This window comes from Streptomyces sp. CY-1 (assembly GCF_047218265.1).
GTDB lineage: Bacteria > Actinomycetota > Actinomycetes > Streptomycetales > Streptomycetaceae > Streptomyces > Streptomyces niphimycinicus.
Genome location: NZ_CP178393.1, coordinates 4376676 through 4392966, shown reverse-complemented (window position 1 = coordinate 4392966; position 16291 = coordinate 4376676). Strand labels below are relative to the sequence as shown.

General features: G+C 69.8%; 13 protein-coding genes. 4 read left to right on the top strand and 9 right to left on the bottom strand.

Going from position 1 to position 16291, the window contains the following annotated elements; genetic code table 11:
* Positions 1-136: 136 nt before the first annotated feature.
* Positions 137-1426 carry a citrate synthase gene (locus ACK1X7_RS18480; RefSeq protein WP_059142131.1) on the top strand — a complete coding sequence of 430 codons (1290 nt, stop codon included), beginning with the start codon at positions 137-139 and terminating at the stop codon, positions 1424-1426.
* Between the two features lie 653 nt (positions 1427-2079).
* Here the strand turns inward: ACK1X7_RS18480 and ACK1X7_RS18475 are convergent.
* From ACK1X7_RS18475 to ACK1X7_RS18465, 3 genes are all read right to left on the bottom strand, one after another.
* Complete coding sequence (locus ACK1X7_RS18475) at positions 2080-4389, bottom strand: heavy metal translocating P-type ATPase (protein ID WP_413115365.1); 2310 nt, start codon at positions 4387-4389, stop codon at positions 2080-2082.
* A gap of 87 nt (positions 4390-4476) precedes the next feature.
* A complete protein-coding gene (locus tag ACK1X7_RS18470) occupies positions 4477-4704 on the bottom strand; it encodes a heavy-metal-associated domain-containing protein (RefSeq protein WP_216342024.1) in 228 nt (75 codons plus the stop codon).
* Positions 4705-4924: 220 nt separating this feature from the next.
* On the bottom strand, positions 4925-5584 hold the full coding sequence (locus tag ACK1X7_RS18465) for a TetR/AcrR family transcriptional regulator (protein WP_385153254.1): 660 nt from the start codon (positions 5582-5584) through the stop codon (positions 4925-4927).
* 168 nt (positions 5585-5752) lie between these two features.
* On the opposite strand from ACK1X7_RS18465, the gene ACK1X7_RS18460 reads away from it, so the two are divergent.
* A complete protein-coding gene (locus tag ACK1X7_RS18460; RefSeq protein ID WP_413115364.1) occupies positions 5753-8137 on the top strand; it encodes an MMPL family transporter in 2385 nt (794 codons plus the stop codon).
* 31 nt (positions 8138-8168) lie between these two features.
* Here the strand turns inward: ACK1X7_RS18460 and ACK1X7_RS18455 are convergent, their stop codons facing one another.
* The 6 genes from ACK1X7_RS18455 to ACK1X7_RS18430 all read right to left on the bottom strand — a co-directional run bounded on the left by ACK1X7_RS18455 (position 8169) and on the right by ACK1X7_RS18430 (position 13893).
* On the bottom strand, positions 8169-8378 hold the full coding sequence (locus tag ACK1X7_RS18455; protein ID WP_216342028.1) for a helix-turn-helix transcriptional regulator: 210 nt from the start codon (positions 8376-8378) through the stop codon (positions 8169-8171).
* A gap of 313 nt (positions 8379-8691) precedes the next feature.
* Entirely contained in the window at positions 8692-9711 is a 1020-nt protein-coding gene (locus ACK1X7_RS18450; protein WP_385146005.1) for a Gfo/Idh/MocA family protein, read from the bottom strand.
* Between the two features lie 80 nt (positions 9712-9791).
* Complete coding sequence (locus tag ACK1X7_RS18445) at positions 9792-10712, bottom strand: sugar phosphate isomerase/epimerase family protein (RefSeq protein ID WP_390793685.1); 921 nt, start codon at positions 10710-10712, stop codon at positions 9792-9794.
* Between the two features lie 193 nt (positions 10713-10905).
* A complete protein-coding gene (locus ACK1X7_RS18440; RefSeq protein ID WP_385146009.1) occupies positions 10906-11799 on the bottom strand; it encodes an ATP-binding cassette domain-containing protein in 894 nt (297 codons plus the stop codon).
* A 5-nt stretch (positions 11800-11804) separates the two neighbouring features.
* Complete coding sequence (locus tag ACK1X7_RS18435) at positions 11805-12875, bottom strand: ABC transporter permease (protein WP_385146011.1); 1071 nt, start codon at positions 12873-12875, stop codon at positions 11805-11807.
* A 7-nt stretch (positions 12876-12882) separates the two neighbouring features.
* Positions 12883-13893 (bottom strand): sugar ABC transporter substrate-binding protein, encoded by a 1011-nt coding sequence (locus ACK1X7_RS18430; RefSeq protein WP_390793686.1) that lies wholly within the window; start codon positions 13891-13893, stop codon positions 12883-12885.
* Between the two features lie 282 nt (positions 13894-14175).
* Between ACK1X7_RS18430 and iolC the strand changes: the two genes are divergently transcribed.
* Positions 14176-15123, top strand: coding sequence for a 5-dehydro-2-deoxygluconokinase (gene iolC / locus ACK1X7_RS18425; RefSeq protein WP_385146014.1), 948 nt, complete (start codon positions 14176-14178; stop codon positions 15121-15123).
* A gap of 257 nt (positions 15124-15380) precedes the next feature.
* Positions 15381-16268: a Cgl0159 family (beta/alpha)8-fold protein gene (locus tag ACK1X7_RS18420; protein ID WP_216342042.1), complete on the top strand. Its 888-nt coding sequence runs from the start codon at positions 15381-15383 to the stop codon at positions 16266-16268.
* The last annotated feature ends 23 nt before the right edge of the window (positions 16269-16291 follow it).

The following is a 16291-nucleotide window of genomic DNA, read 5'->3' as shown; positions in this document are numbered from 1 at the left end:
GGCCGTGAAGGCGGCACTGAGTGCCGCCAAAAGGCTCTTCAGCCGACCCCGAGTGCACGTTCTCTACCCGAGTAGGGGAAGGTGGGGGGAGTCAGGGCACCTCGAAGAAGAGAACCAGACGTCGGTGAGGGATGACGTGAGCGACAACTCTGTAGTACTGCGGTACGGGGACGGCGAGTACACCTACCCGGTGGTCGACAGCACCGTCGGCGACAAGGGCTTCGATATCGGCAAGCTGCGTGCCCAGACCGGTCTGGTGACCCTGGATTCCGGTTACGGCAACACCGCCGCGTACAAATCCGCGATCACCTATCTGGACGGTGAGCAGGGCATCCTGCGATACCGCGGCTACCCGATCGAGCAGTTGGCGGAGCGTGCCTCCTTCCTGGAGACCGCCTTCCTGCTGATCAACGGGGAGCTGCCGACCGTCGATGAACTGGCGGCCTTCCGTGGGGAGATCACCCGCCACACGCTCCTGCATGAAGACGTCAAGCGGTTCTACGACGGTTTCCCGCGGGACGCCCATCCGATGGCGATGCTGTCCTCCGTGGTCAGCGCGCTGTCGACCTTCTACCAGGACAGCCACAACCCCTTCGACGAGAAGCAGCGCAACCTCTCGACGATCCGGCTGCTGGCCAAGCTGCCGACCATTGCCGCGTATGCGTACAAGAAGTCGGTCGGCCACCCCTTTGTCTACCCGCGCAATGACCTGGGCTATGTCGAGAACTTCCTCCGGATGACCTTCTCGGTCCCCGCGCAGGAGTACGAGCTCGACCCGACCGTGGTCTCCGCGCTCGACAAGCTGCTGATTCTGCACGCCGACCACGAGCAGAACTGTTCGACCTCCACGGTCCGGCTGGTCGGCTCCTCGCAGGCCAATATGTTCGCCTCCATCTCGGCGGGCATCAACGCGCTGTGGGGCCCCCTGCACGGCGGCGCCAACCAGTCCGTGCTGGAGATGCTCGAGGGCATCCAGGCTTCGGGCGGCGACGTCGACACCTTCATCCGCAAGGTGAAGAACAAGGAAGACGGCGTGAAGCTCATGGGCTTCGGGCACCGCGTCTACAAGAACTTCGACCCCCGGGCGAAGATCATCAAGTCGGCGGCGCACGATGTCCTCTCCGCGCTCGGCAAGTCCGACGAGCTGCTCGACATCGCGCTCAAGCTGGAGGAGCACGCCCTCGCGGACGACTACTTCGTCGAGCGCAAGCTCTACCCGAACGTGGACTTCTACACCGGTCTGATCTACCGGGCGATGGGCTTCCCGACCGAGATGTTCACCGTGCTGTTCGCGCTCGGCCGGCTGCCGGGCTGGATCGCCCAGTGGCACGAGATGATCAAGGAGCCGGGCTCCCGCATCGGCCGCCCGCGCCAGATCTACACGGGCGTCGTCGAGCGCGACTTCGTCCCGGTCGAGGAGCGCTGACCTTCGCTTCTCCGGTGCCCCCGTCCTGGCCGCCTGGCCGGTCGGGGGCACTTGGCGTCTCCGGGTGCTTGGCTCCGTCAGGGAGTGCCCACGGGAAAGGGCCGGGTGCGGTCGCGTTTCCGGCCCTTTGGTCTGACCGGCGAGTGAGCCGAAGGGGCGCGTCGCTGTCGTAAGGGAGAGCGCGCGCAGGGAGCGAGGTACGAGCGACCGAGCACGGTCGACCGTCGACAGCGGCTCAGGCGCCCCGGAGGCGAACCGAGCCCCCAAAAAAGCAGAAGCGCCCCGCTTCCGATCCCCCCACGGGTCGGAGCGGGGCGCTTCCCTTGCCCCGGAGCGGATTCCCCCCACGGGATCCGGCCGGGTGTCCACGGGCCCTTGCGGGCCGTTTGGTGACGCGATCCGCCGGGACGCGTACCTACGGGAGGGCCGCTCAAAGCTCCCCGAGTACGTCGTCCCGGCTACGCGTAGCGGGATGCGTCCCCCAAGACGAATCCCCACCGTCCCATTAGACTCGCGTCCCCCCTCGATGGTTACGTTGGGTTGTATGTGATCTGCGTCTCTTGCCATATGGGCCATAAAAGGGCAAGAGCCTCGATTTGAAAATCGAGGCTCTGCTGTATGGGTGTTGTGCGGCTTATGGGGACTTGGTGAATCTATGTGGACGCTGTGAAGGTCCGCAGTCGCAGACTGTTCGTCACCACGAACACGGACGAGAACGCCATGGCCGCTCCCGCGATCATAGGGTTCAGCAGTCCGGCCGCCGCGAGCGGCAGCGCGGCGACGTTGTAGCCGAAGGCCCAGAAGAGGTTGCCCTTGATGGTGCCGAGCGTCCGGCGCGCCAGCCGGATCGCGTCCGCCGCGACCCGCAGGTCGCCCCGGACCAGTGTCAGATCCCCGGACTCGATGGCCGCGTCCGTGCCCGTGCCCATCGCGAGCCCGAGGTCGGCGGTGGCGAGGGCGGCCGCGTCGTTGACCCCGTCGCCCACCATGGCGACCGTACGGCCCTCGCCCTGGAGCCGCTTCACGACGTCCACCTTGTCCTGGGGCAGCACCTCGGCGATGACGTCGTCGATGCCGACCTCGCGGGCCACCGCCTCGGCGACGAGCCTGTTGTCGCCGGTCAGCAGCACCGGGATGAGGCCGAGCGCCCGCAGTTGGGCGACCGCCTCGGCGCTGGTCTCCTTGACGGCGTCGGCCACCAGGAGGACGCCGCGCGCCTCACCGTCCCAGGCCACCGCGACCGCCGTCCGCCCCTCCGACTCGGCCGCCGCCTTGGCGGCCGCCAGCTCCTCGGGCAGTTCGACGGCCCATGCGCCGAGCAGCTTCTCGCGGCCGACCAGGACCGCGTGACCGTCCACCGTGCCCTGGACGCCGAGGCCGGGCTCGGACCGGAAGTCCGCGGGCGTCGGGAGGTCGCCGATCCGCTCGGCCGCGCCGTCCGCGATGGCGCGCGCGATCGGGTGCTCCGAGGCGTGCTCCAGGGCGCCCGCGAGCCGCAGCAGCTCCTCCTCGTCCACGCCGGGCGCCGTGATGGCCCCGCGCAGCCGCATCTGCCCGGCCGTCACCGTGCCGGTCTTGTCCAGGACGACGGTGTCCACCCGGCGGGTCGACTCCAGCACCTCGGGCCCCTTGATCAGGATGCCGAGCTGGGCGCCGCGGCCGGTGCCGACCATGAGCGCGGTCGGGGTGGCCAGGCCCAGGGCGCAGGGGCAGGCGATGATCAGGACGGCCACGGCCGCGGTGAAGGCGGCGGCCGTCTCGCCGGTGGTGAGCAGCCAGCCCAGCAGGGTGCCGACGGCGATCAGCAGCACGATCGGCACGAAGATCCCCGAGACCCGGTCGGCGAGCCGCTGTACCTCGGCCTTGCCGTTCTGCGCGTCCTCGACCAGCTTGGCCATGCGGGAGAGCTGGGTGTCCGCGCCCACGCGGGTGGCCTCGACCACGATCCGGCCCGCCGTGTTGACGGTCGCGCCCGCCACCGCGTCGCCCGCCACCACGTCCACCGGCACCGATTCGCCGGTCAGCATCGAGACGTCCACGGCGGAGGAGCCCTCGACCACCGTGCCGTCGGTGGCGATCTTCTCGCCGGGGCGCACCACGAAGTGGTCGCCGACCGCCAGCTCACCGACGGGGATCCGCACCTCGGATCCCCCGTGCAGCACGGCCACGTCCTTGGCGCCCAGCTCCAGGAGCGCGCGCAGTGCCGCGCCCGCCCGCCGCTTGGACTTCGCCTCCAGGAAGCGGCCCAGCAGGATGAGGGTGGTCACCCCGGCGGCCGCCTCCAGATAGATCGAGGACGCCCCGTCGGCCCGGGAGACGGTGAGATCGAAGCCGTGGCGCATGCCCGGCATGCCCGCGTCGCCGAAGAACAGCGCCCACAGGGACCAGCCAAGGGCCGCCAGAGTGCCGATGGAGACCAGGGTGTCCATGGTGGCCGCGCCGTGCCGCAGGCCCGTCCAGGCGGCCTTGTGGAAGGTTGCGCCGCCCCAGACGACGACCGGCGCGGCGAGGGTGAGCGAGAGCCACTGCCAGTTGTCGAACTGGAGCGAGGGCACCATCGCCAGCACCACGACGGGCAGGGACAGGGCGAGGGAGACGAGCATGCGGTGGCGCAGCGGGTCCGGTCCGGCCTCGCCGTGCCGGTCGGCCTCCGGTGCGCCGGTGTCCCCGGGGGTGCGGGGCTCGGGCACGGCGGGGCGCGGTTCCTCGGCGGTGTAACCGGTCTTGACGACGGTGGCGATCAGGTCGGCGACCTCGATCCCGGCGCCGTAGGACACCTTGGCCTTCTCGGTGGCGAAGTTCACCGTGGCGGTGACGCCGTCCAGGCGGTTGAGCTTCTTCTCGATGCGCGCGGCGCAGGACGCACAGGTCATACCGCCGATGGCGAGCTGGACCTGAGAGGGTCCGCCGGCCGTCGCCGTGGTGTCGGGGGCGGCCCCGGCGGGGGGTGCCGTGCTGGTCATGTCTGGTCTCCTGAGAGGAGGGCCGGGCCGTACGGCAACTGTATGAGCAGGGCGGTACGGTCCGGCGGAGGTTTGGTGGGGGCTCGCTCAGGCCGCCCGGCCGGTGAGCTCGTAGCCCGCCTCGTCCACGGCGGCGCGGACGGTCTCGTCGTCCAGCGGAGCGGCCGAGATCACGGTGACCTGGCCGGTGGACGCCACGGCCTTGACGGAGCTGACGCCGTCGAGGGCGCCGATCTCCTCGGAGACCGCGCCTTCGCAGTGGCCGCAGGTCATACCGGTCACCTGGTAGACGGTGGTGACAGCCTCGGAGCTCATGGGGTTTCTCCTGTGTGGGGTGAGCGTGACGGTCGGTGCGCAGGAGGCACAGGAGGCATCGGAATGCCTCAGCGTCTCCTGACGCTCTCCACTTTATACCCCTAGGGGGTATCGATGGAAGCCGGTGGTGCGCCGGTCCGTGACGGGTGGGCCGCGCCCGCGCGCACTCTTCCCCGGTCGGTGCGGGGCGAGGGTGGATGAAGGGCGTGCGGCGCGGGGGTCAGGGGCGGGTGCCGACTGCCCCGGTGCCGAGCACCGGGGCCAGATAGCCGTACAGGGCGGCCTTCAACTCCGCGGCGTACGCCTCCCGTTCCGCGCCCTCATGGCCGAGGATCAGCGTCAGTCCGGCCTTGAACAGGGCGAACGTCATGGCGGTGGTGTGGGTGCGGCGCTCGGGGGAGAGGTCGGGGTTGCGGATGCCGATCAGCTCGCTGATGCGGTCCTGGATCGAGTCGTGCAGTTCGGCGTGTTCTTCGAGGAGCCGGCCCGGTGCGTCGGAGGACTGGATCAGGGCCAGGAAGACCGGATTCGCGCAATTGAACTCGATCATCGGGTCGAGGACCGTGTCGAGCAGCTCGCCGAGGGGCAGCCCCGCGTTCGCCGGTGTGAGGACCGTTCCGTGGGTCTCCGTCATCCGGCGGTTGAGGCGCTCGCCGAGCTCGACGGCGATGGCCTCCTTGTTCGGGAAGAACTGGTACAGCGTGCCGGGGGAGACCCCCGCCTCGCGGGCGATGGCGTTGGTGCTCGCCGAGGTGTAGCCGGTGCGGCAGAAGACATGGGCGGCGGCGTCGAGTAGTTGCTGGATCCGGCGCTCACCGCGCGCCTGTCTGCGGCGCGGCTTCGCCGTGTCGTCGCGCGGATCCGTCGTGCTCTCGCTCACCTGTTTTCTCCGGCTCTCCGTGTTCGATTGACAAACACGAGCGCCCGCTCGCATTCTTGAGAAACGCGAGCGGTCGCTCGTGTTTACCACCCATGGTAATCAGCGACCCGTGCTGCCTACGGACGTGTGAGTGGCGGCATGGGACACAGGTGAAGGGGACACCGCGCCATGACCGATGTCAACCGCCCACCCGGGGAACGAATCGGAGGGTGGACACGCCTGGTCACCGCGCGGCCGCGGCTGTCCCTTCTGATCGCCCTGCTCTTCACGGCGCTGGCCGTCGTGGCCGGGAGCGGGGTCGCCGACCGGCTGGGAAGCGGCGGCTGGGAGGACCCGGCGGCCGAGTCCTCATATGCCACCAAGGCACTGGAGAAGCGCTTCCCCGCCTCCCAGCCCAATCTGATCCTGCTCGTCGACAGCGGCGGCAGGACCGTGGACGATCCGGCCGTCGCCGCCGAGGGCCGGGCCCTCGCCAAGAAGCTCTCGGGCGAGCGGGCGGTCACCGGTGTCACCTCGTACTGGGCCACCGGCGCGCCCTCGCTGCGGGCCCATGACCGGGGCGAGGCGATCATCGCCGCGCGGATCGTGGGCGACGAGTCCGCCGCGGGCAAGACGCTGGAGCGCATAGCGCCCCATTACCGGGGCGCCCATGGCCCGGTCGAGGTGTCGGTCGGCGGCATGGTCGCGGTCCGCCATGAGCTACAGACCACCATCCAGGAGGATCTGCTGCGGGCCGAGATGATCGCCCTGCCCATCACCCTGGTGCTGCTCGTCATGGTCTTCGGCAGCGCCGTGGCCGCCCTGCTTCCGCTCGGCGTCGGCATCATCGCCATCCTCGGCACCGACGCGGTGCTGCGCGGGCTCACCGAATTCACCGATGTCTCGGTCTTCGCGCAGAACCTGACCACCGCGCTCGGCCTCGGACTCGCCATCGACTACGCCCTGTTCATCGTGCGCCGCTTCCGGGAGGAGCTGGCCCAGGGCGCCGAGAAGCTGCCCGCCGTCGCGACCACACTGCGCACCGCGGGGCGCACCGTGCTCTTCTCGGCGCTGACCGTCGCCGCCTCGCTCTCCGCCATGCTCGTCTTCCCGCAGTACTTCCTGCGCTCCTTCGCCTATGCGGGGATCGCGGTGGTGCTGATCGCCGCCACCGCCGCCCTGGTGGTTCTGCCCGCGGCACTCATCCTTCTGGGCGACCGGGTCAACGCACTGGACCTCACCCGGCTGCTGCGCCGCGGCCGCCCGGCCCGCGAGGGTGAGTCCGGAGCGGGCTGGGCGCGGCTCGCCCGGCTGGTGATGCGGCGCGCCCCGCTGTTCGCGCTGGCCACCGTCGCCGGTCTGGTCGCGCTCGGACTGCCTTTCCTGAGGGTGGAGTTCGGCACCGCGGACGACCGCCAGTTGCCGTCGAGCGCCGAGTCCCATGTGGTGCAGCAGCACATCAGGGAGGGGTTCCCCGGCGGTCCCGGGGGCGCGGTGGAAGTCCTCGCCGAGGGCGGCACCGGCACCAAGGCCCTCGCCGACTACAGCGCCAAGGTCTCCGCCCTCCCCCAGGTGCTGCGGGTGGACAGCCCGGCGGGCCGGTTCGCTGACGGGCGGCGGGTGGCCGAGCCGGGGCCGGCGGAGACCGCGCGTCTGGCCGGTGGCTCGGCCGACATCACCGTGCTGCCCAAGGGCGAGGCCGTGGACGCCGCCAGCCAGGACCTGGTGCGGACGATCCGCGCCCAGGAGCCGTCGTTCACCACCTCGGTCACCGGCACCGCCGCCGTCCTGGTGGACACCAAGGACTCCATAGGCGACCGGCTGCCCTGGGCCCTCGCCATCGTCGTCGCCGTCACCCTGCTGCTGGTCTTCCTGCTCACCGGCAGCGTGCTGATACCGATTCAGGCGGTGCTGCTCAACGCGCTCAGTCTGACCGCGATGTTCGGCGCGGTGGTGTGGGTCTTCCAGGACGGGCATCTGTCCGGTCCGCTCTCCTTCACCACCTCCGGCGATATCGAGACCACCCTGCCCGTGCTGATGTTCTGCGTCGCCTTCGGGCTCTCCATGGACTACGGGGTCTTTCTGCTCTCCCGGATCAAGGAGGAGTACGACCGCAGCGGGGACCATCAGGCGGCGGTCGAGTTCGGACTGCGGCGCACCGGCGGCCTGATCACGGCGGCGGCGCTGATCCTCGCCGTGGTGATGGTGGGCATCGGCACCTCGCGGGTCACCAACACCAAGATGCTGGGGCTGGGCATCGCCCTGGCGGTGCTGATGGACGCGATGGTGGTGCGCGGGCTGCTGGTGCCGGCGGTGATGAAGCTGACCGGCCGGGCCACCTGGTGGGCCCCGGGCCCGCTGCGCCGACTGCACACCCGGTTCGGGCTGAGCGAGGGGGAGTCCGCGCCCACCGGAAGCCGCACGGATGCCGGGACCGGCACCGGGACTGGCACAGATGCCGCCAGTGGCGGCGAGGGTGACGGCCGGTGCGGCAGCAAGGACGGGTCTCATGCCGAGGATGGGCTGTCGGGAGAGGGAGAGACGGCGCGGGACCGGGTGAGTACGGGCCGCTAGCGGATTACGGGGATACGGCACCACGGCCCGGCTAATCCTTGGCGTCTCGCCGGGCGCGGCGGTTGCCAGGTCTGCGGGCCACCCAGGCGCGGATCGTATCCGCGTACCAGTACGGCTTGCCGCCCTCCACCAGATCGGGGGGCGGCAGCAGGCCGTGCTTGCGGTAGGACCGTACGGTGTCGGTCTGCACACTGATATGTGCGGCGATCTCCTTGTAGGACCACAGCCTCCGGTCGGTCATCTCACATGCCCTTCCGCAGGTCGTCGCGGCCACGGCCCAGCGGGCCGTCGGGGGAGCCGCGGCGCGCCTGCTCACGCTCCATCAGCCTGTGCCCGGGTCAACGACGCCGAGCCAAGGGCGGCCAGGGGCTGTTGAGCACCTGTGACGTAGACGTGTGGAGATGTGACGGCTGTGACATACGAGTGACGCAGCGGACGATGACTCCGCCGTCATGGCGGCAGCGGACCGGCCATGGCGGCAGCGGACCGGCCATGGCGGCAGCGGACCGGCCGTGGGGAAACGGCCGGTCCGCTGCGGGTCAGTTGGCGGGGCGTCAGCTATAGAACGCGGGGCGCTCGATCATCTCGACGGCCGTTCGCTGACCCGTGGCCTGGGCCCGGACCCCTGCCTCGCTGACGGCGGTCGCGGCATAGCCGTCCCAGGCGCTGGGGCCCTCGACCTCGCCGCGCCGGGTGGCGTTGACCCACGCCTGCACCTCACGGTCGTACGCCTCCTCGAACCGGGCCACGAAGTCCGGGGCGATCTCCCCGCCCCAGGTGCCGGGCCGGTTGACCAGCATGCCGTGGGCGTCGCCGACGCGGGCGGTGCCCCGTTCGCAGACCGCCTCCGCCTGGACCTGGTAGCCGAAGCCGCAGGTGGCGAAGATCTCCACATTGACGATCGCCCCGCCGGTGGTCTCGAAGACCACGAGCTGGGGGTCGCTGAGCGGCTCGGGGGACAGCGAGCTGGGGGTCGGCTTGAGCACGGTGACCGCGGTGATCTCCTGCTCCAGCAGCCAGCGCGACTGGTCCATCTCGTGCACCACCGAGTCGGTGATCATCATCTCGTTGGTGAAGTACGAGTGCACCGAGGCGTTGCGGTGGCGGCAGTGCAGCAGCAGCGGGCGGCCCAGTTCACCACCGGCCAGCAGCGCCTTGAGCTTCATGAACTCGGTGTCGTAGCGGCGCATGAAGCCCACCTGGACCCGGCGGTGGCCCAGCTTCTGCTCGGCCTCCAGCACCCGCAGCGCGGACGCGGAGTCCGGGGTGAGCGGCTTCTCGCACAGCACCGGCAGATCGCGCTCGAACGCGCTGAGCAGCGCGGCCTCGTGCGCGGGCCCCGGCGAGGCGATCAGCACCGCGTCCACGCCGGGTGCGGCCATCGCGGCGGCCGGGTCGGTGAACGCCTGACAGCCGTCGGCGGTATCGGCGACCGCCTTGGCCCGCGCCTCGTCGATGTCGACCACGGCGGCCACCCGGGCGCCGCTGATCACCTCGTTGATGCGGCGGACATGGTCGGCGCCCATCTTGCCGGTCCCGATGACGGCGACCCCGAGCGTTCCCTGCTGCGTCATAGGCTGTTCTCTCTTCTCTCTCTGCTCTGGACGGTTCGACGGCCCGTGGGGGAATGCGGCCCGTGGGGGCGGAAGGGAGGTCAGGCGCCGCAGGAGCGCAGGAAGCGCCGGGTGCGCTCGGCGATGGGGAAGGGCTGGTCGGGCGGGCAGGGGTACATGTCCTGCTCGACGATGGCGAACAGGTCCACATCCAGGTTCTGGGCCGCGGTCAGCACCGGTCCCAGCTCCGGAACGCCGTTCGGCGGTTCGCACATGACGCCGCGCTGGACGGCGGGGCCGAACGGCACCTGGTTCTTGACCACATCGGCGAGGATCTCCGGGTCGACCTGCTTGAGGTGGAGATAGCCGATGCGCTCGCCGTAGGTCTCGATCAGCTTGACGCTGTCGCCGCCGCAGTAGGCGTAGTGGCCGGTGTCCAGGCAGAGGTTGACCAGGTCGGAGTCGGTGGCGTCCAGGAAGCGGGCCACGTTCTCCTCGGTGTCGATATGGGTGTCGGCATGCGGGTGGACGACGATGTCGAGCCCGAAGCGCTCCCGCACCTCACGGCCGAGCCGCTCCATCCCGGTGGACAGATGGCGCCACTGCTCGGCGGTGAGCGTCGGAGGCTCGATCAGCTCGGCGGTCTTGTCGTCCCGCCAGAAGGAGGGGATGACCACGAGGTGCTTGGCGTTCATCGCCCGGGTCAGCTCGGCCACCTGGGAGACATGCTCCCAGGTGGCGTCCCAGACCTCGGGGCCCCGGTGCAGCGAGGTGAAGATGGTGCCCGCGGAGACGGTGAGGCCGCGCCGGGTGGTCTCCTCGGTGAGCCGGGCCGGGTCGGTCGGCAGATAGCCGTACGGACCCAGCTCGATCCACCGGTAGCCGGCCTCCGTGACCTCGTCGAGGAAGCGCTGCCAGGGGACCTGCTGGTCGTCGTCGGGGAACCAGACCCCCCAGGAGTCGGGGGCCGAGCCGACCCGGATGCGGTCCAGGGCGGGTGCGGGGGAGGCGTCGGCAGTCATGGCAGAGGGTCTCCTCGGTGTTCTGGGGTGCCCGCGTCGTGCTGTTTTGGGCAGCTTCACCGGCCGGGCGGGCGGCCGTCAAGAGTTCGTCAGGACATTCGGACGTCTTGTCAGGAGAAAGACATCCGGAGGATGGCGTCCTGTCAGGGGGCAGAGGGGCAGAGGGGCAGGGAGCCAGGGGGAAGGCGTTCGGTCAGGCGGAAGGGGCGGTCACCTCCTCGGGCAGCTCATCCACATCGACCCCGCGGACCTGGGCCAGCTCATGCTTGAGCGCGGCCAGTTCGGCGCCGCCCGCCATGTGGTTGGTCAGCTCTTCGAGGCTGACGTCCTCGCGCGCCGCGTTCAGCTCCAGGGCGCCGAGCCTCAGCACCGCGAAGTGATCGCCGACCATATAGGCGTGGTGCGGGTTGTGGGTGATGAAGATGACGCCGAGCCCGCGCTCGCGCGCCGCCGCGATGTACTTGAGCACGACACCGGACTGCTTGACGCCGAGCGCCGCGGTCGGCTCGTCCAGGATCAGCACCCGGGCGCCGAAGTGGACCGCCCGGGCGATGGCCACGGACTGCCGCTGGCCGCCGGAGAGGGTGCCGATGGGCTGTTCCAGGTTGTCGAGGTGGATGCCCATGGCGGACAGCTCCTCGTCGGTGATCTTCTTCATCCGCTGGATGTCCAGTCGGCGCACCGGCCAGGGGCCGCGGGTCAGCTCGGAGCCGAGGAAGAAGTTCCGCCACACCGGCAGCAGGGGCACGGTGGCCAGGTCCTGATAGACGGTGGCGATGCCCAGGTTCAGGGCGTCGCGCGGGTTGTTCAGCCGCACCGGCTTGCCGTCGACGAGGTACTCGCCCTCGTCGTGCTGGTGCAGCCCCGAGATGATTTTGATCAGGGTGGACTTACCGGCGCCGTTGTCGCCGAGCACACAGGTCACCCGGCCCGGCCGGACGGCCAGGTCGATGCCCTCCAGGGCGCGTACGTTCCCGTAGAGCTTGCCCACGCCCCGCAGCCGGACCACCGGCTCATCGGTCGGTGCGGCGGCCTGCGCGGCGCCGGCGGGGCCGGCGGGGCTGTTCTTGGGTTCCTTCGTTGCCATTACGGTCACCTCCTGGCGGCCTGACGGCGCACCCACAGATTGACGAGGGTCGCGAGCAGCAGCATCACGCCGACGAAGAACTTGAACCAGTCGGGGTTCCAGTTGGCGTAGACGATGCCCTGGTTGACCATGCCGAAGATGAAGGCGCCGAGGACCGCGCCGATCGCCGAGCCATAGCCGCCGGTGAGCAGGCAGCCGCCGATCACGGCCGCGATGATGTAGTAGAACTCGTTGCCGACGCCCTCACCGGCCTGCACGGTGTTGTACTCGAAGAGCAGATGCATGCCGACGAACCAGGCCGCGAAGCCCACCGTCATAAAGAGGGCGATCTTGGTGAGGTTCACCGGTACGCCCACGGCCCGGGCGCTCTCCTTCGAACCACCGGCCGCGAAGATCCAGTTGCCGAACTTGGTGCGCAGCAGCACCCAGGTGGCGATGGCGGCGAAGATCAGCCACCACAGCACGGTGATCTTCACACTGACGCCGAAGACGTCGATCTCGGAGGCGAAGAGCGACTTGGCCTGGTCGAAGCCGTCCATGTCGGTGATGGAGTCGGTGGCCACGTTGTCGGTCAGCAGCTTGGTGATGGCCAGGTTGGCGCCCTGGAGCATCAGGAAGCTGGCGAGGGTGACCAGGAAGCTGGGCAGCCCGGTCCTGATCAGCAGCAGTCCGTTGATCAGCCCCACGGCGAGCGAGACCAGCAGGGCGACCACCACACCCACCCACACATTGGCGGTGAGCTGGAAGCTGAGCATGCTCGCGGTCAGCGCCGAGGAGGTGACCGCGACCCCGGCCGACAGATCGAACTCACCGCCGATCATCAGCAGGGAGACCGCGAGCGCCATGATCCCCATGGTGGACGCCTGGTAGAGGACGGTGGCGAAGGAGTCGGCCTGGCGGAAGGTGGGGGCGGCGACGAAGAAGAAGAGATAGACGCCGATGGCCGCGACCAGCGCCCCGATCTCGGGGCGGGCCAGCGCCCGCCGGGCCAGCGAGCGCTCGGCGGTGCGGCTCTTCGGCGGGGCCGCGGGGGAGGCGGGCGGGGTGGCGGCCGCCGGGGTGGCGGTATGGGTCATGGCCGGGTCACCGCGTTCCGTTCTTGGCGAACTTGGCGATGGTGTCCACGTTCTCCTTGGTGACGAACGCGGGCCCGGTCAGTACGGGCTTCTCCCCGCCGCCGCTGAAGTTGCCGTTGTTCTTGAAGAGCCACAGGGAGTCGATGGACAGATAGCCCTGGAGGTAGGGCTGCTGATCGACGGCGAACTGGACATCGCCGCTCTGGACGGCGGAGACGAGGTCCTTGTTGAGGTCGAAGGTGGCGACCTTGGCCTTGCCGCCGGCGTCCTTGGCGGACTGGACGGCGGTCAGGGCGAACGGGGCGCCCAGGGTGACGACATAGTCGATGCTCGAATCCTGCTTGAGCTTCGCGGCGATGGTCGACTTGACCGACGGCATATCGGTGCCGTTGACGTAGAGGGTGTCCGTCTTGCCCTTGAAGGTCTTCTTCACACCCGCGCAGCGGGCTTCGAGGGCGACATGGCCCTGTTCCTGGATCACACAGATGTTGTGCTTGGCGCCGATCTCGTTGAGATGTTTGCCGAATGCCTGGCCCGCGATGCTCTCGTCCTGGCCGAAGTACTCCAGCAGGCCCAGGTCCTTCCACTGCTCGAGCCCGGCGTTGAAGGCGACGACCGGGATCCCGGCCTTCTTCGCCTTGGCTATCGCGCCCTTCATGGCGTCGGGCTTGGCGAGGGTGACGGCGATGCCGTCGACCTTCTGGTTGATCGCGTTCTGGATCAGGTTGGCCTGGTCGGCTCCGTTGGGGTTGCTGGAGTAGACGAGGTCGACATTGTCCTTGGCCGCCGCGGACTTGGCGCCCTTGCGCACGGTGTCCCAGAAGGTGTCGCCCGGGGCCGCGTGAGTGATCATCGCGATCCTCAGCCGCGGGGTGTCGGCCTTCCCGGCCGCGAGGCCGGAGTCGGCTTCCTGGGCCTTCTTGCCGCCCTGGCTGCTGCACCCCGCTGCCAGCAGGACGGCGGCGGTGGCGAGTGCGGCGAGGCCCGCTCTGCGGTGTCGATTGAGTCTGAGGTCCATCCGTTCCAGCACCTCTCAAGGCAGGTCCGTCGTGTTGGCACGGCCGTTGCAGAACGGGAGCCAACTCCCCGCGACTGTCCTCTGTCAAGGCTTTGTCATGACAACATTTCATCTGGACGTAACGACGCGATAACGTGCCCCATGGCCCCGGATGATTACGTCAGTATGTAAGGACAAAGCCTTGACAGTGGCTGGGGGACACGTCTAGACCTGAAGGGCCGGGGCATCTCCCGGAGTTCTGTGCACCAGACCCTGAGCTGCGTCTTTCCCGAAGGGGCAGGCATGAGTGAGCCGTACGACCTGATCACGATGGGCCGCATCGGAGTGGACCTGTATCCGCTCCAGACCGGTGTGCCGCTGCCGCAGGTCGAATCGTTCGGAAAGTTCCTCGGCGGCTCGGCGACCAATGTCGCGGTCTCCGCGGCCCGCTTCGGCCACCGCTCCGCGGTGATCAGCCGCACCGGGGCGGATCCGTTCGGCGACTACATCCACCAGGAGCTCCGGGCCTTCGGGGTGGACGACCGCTTCGTCACCCCCGTCGAGCAGTACCCCACCCCGGTCACCTTCTGCGAGATCTTCCCGCCCGACGACTTCCCGCTGTACTTCTACCGCCGCCCCAAGGCACCCGATCTGGAGATCTACTCCGCCGAGCTGGACCTCGACGCCATCCGCGCCACCCGGATCTTCTGGATGACCGGCACCGGGCTCAGCGAGGAGCCCAGCCGCACCAGCACCCTCGCCGCACTCGCCGCCCGCGCCAAGAGCGGCACCACCGTCTTCGACCTCGACTGGCGGCCGATGTTCTGGGCCGACCCGGAGACCGCCCGGCCCTTCTACGCCGAGGCGCTGCGCCATGCGACCGTCGCCGTCGGCAACGTGGACGAATGCGAGATCGCCACCGGTGCGCGCGAGCCCAAGGCATGCGCGCAGGCGCTGCTGGACGCGGGCGTGGAGCTGGCCGTCGTCAAACAGGGCCCGCGCGGGGTGCTCGCCGTGCACCGCGACGGCACCACCGCGGAGGTCCCGCCCGTCCCGGTCGAGGTGGTCAACGGACTCGGCGCGGGCGACGCGTTCGGCGGCGCCCTGTGCCACGGACTGCTCTCCGGCTGGCCCTTGGAGCGCGTCATGCGGTACGCCAACGCGTCGGGCGCCATCGTCGCGTCCCGCCTCGCCTGCTCCTCCGCGATGCCCACGGAAGCGGAGGTCGAGGCCCTGCTGGGTGGGGGCTGACCCGGGGCCCAGCGGTAAGGCCGTTGGGCGCCCATCGTTACGGGGTGTCCCCGTCAACCGGCCGGGGGGACCTCCCAGCGGTAGCTGGGGGCGAGCCGAAGGGGCGCGTCGCTGTCGAAAGGGAGAGCACGCGCAGGGAGCGAGGAACGAGCGACCGAGCACGGTCGACCGTCGACGGGGGGCACCTCCCAGCGGTAGCTGGGGGAGGCTGGAGCGCCCCGGAGGCGAACCGAGCCTCGAAAAGGAGGAGCAGAATCTTGAGTATCAGCGTTTCCGACCTCGTGACGGTGCGGAGCCGCCACCCGGAGGCCATCGCCGAGGCGGCCGCCCGCCGGGTCCGCCGCCCCCTCATCGGTGACAGCGGCCGTCTGATGATCGTGGCCGCCGATCACCCGGCGCGCGGCGCCCTCGCCGTCGGCGGCCACAAGCTGGCCATGGCCAACCGGGTCGAGCTGCTGGAGCGGCTGTGCGTGGCGCTGTCCCGTCCCGGGGTCGACGGGGTGCTCGCCACCGCCGACATCCTCGAGGACCTGCTGCTGCTCGGCGCCCTCGAGGGCAAGGTCGTCATGGGCTCGATGAACCGTGGCGGCCTCGCCGGGGCCTCGTTCGAGCTCGACGACCGGTTCACCGGGCACCGCCCCCAGGACCTGACCCGGCTGCGCTTCGACGCCGGCAAGCTGCTGCTGCGCATCGACTACGACGACGCCGGTTCGCTGACCACCATGGTCACCACGGCCCGCGCCATCGACGAGATGGCCGAGCGGCGGCTGCCGGTCTTCGTCGAGCCGTTCATCTCCCGGCGCACGGGCGGGAAGGTCGTCAACGATCTGAGCGCCGAGGCCGTCACCAAGTCCATAGCCATCGCCTCCGGGCTCGCCGGAACCTCCGCCTACACCTGGCTGAAGGTGCCGGTCACCAACGACGCCGACGAGATGGCGGCGGTGATGGAGACGAGCACCCTGCCGGCGGTGTTGCTCGGCGGCGACGTGGGCAAGTCTCCGCAGGACCAGGAGGAGGCGTACGAGAAGTGGCGCAAGGCGCTGGGGCTGCCCACCGTGCAGGGGCTGGTCGTCGGGCGCTCCCTGCTCTATCCGGCGGAGGGCAGCGTCGAGACCGCCGTGGACACCGCCGTCGGCCTGTTGTGACGCTGTAAGAAAGGCGATGAGTT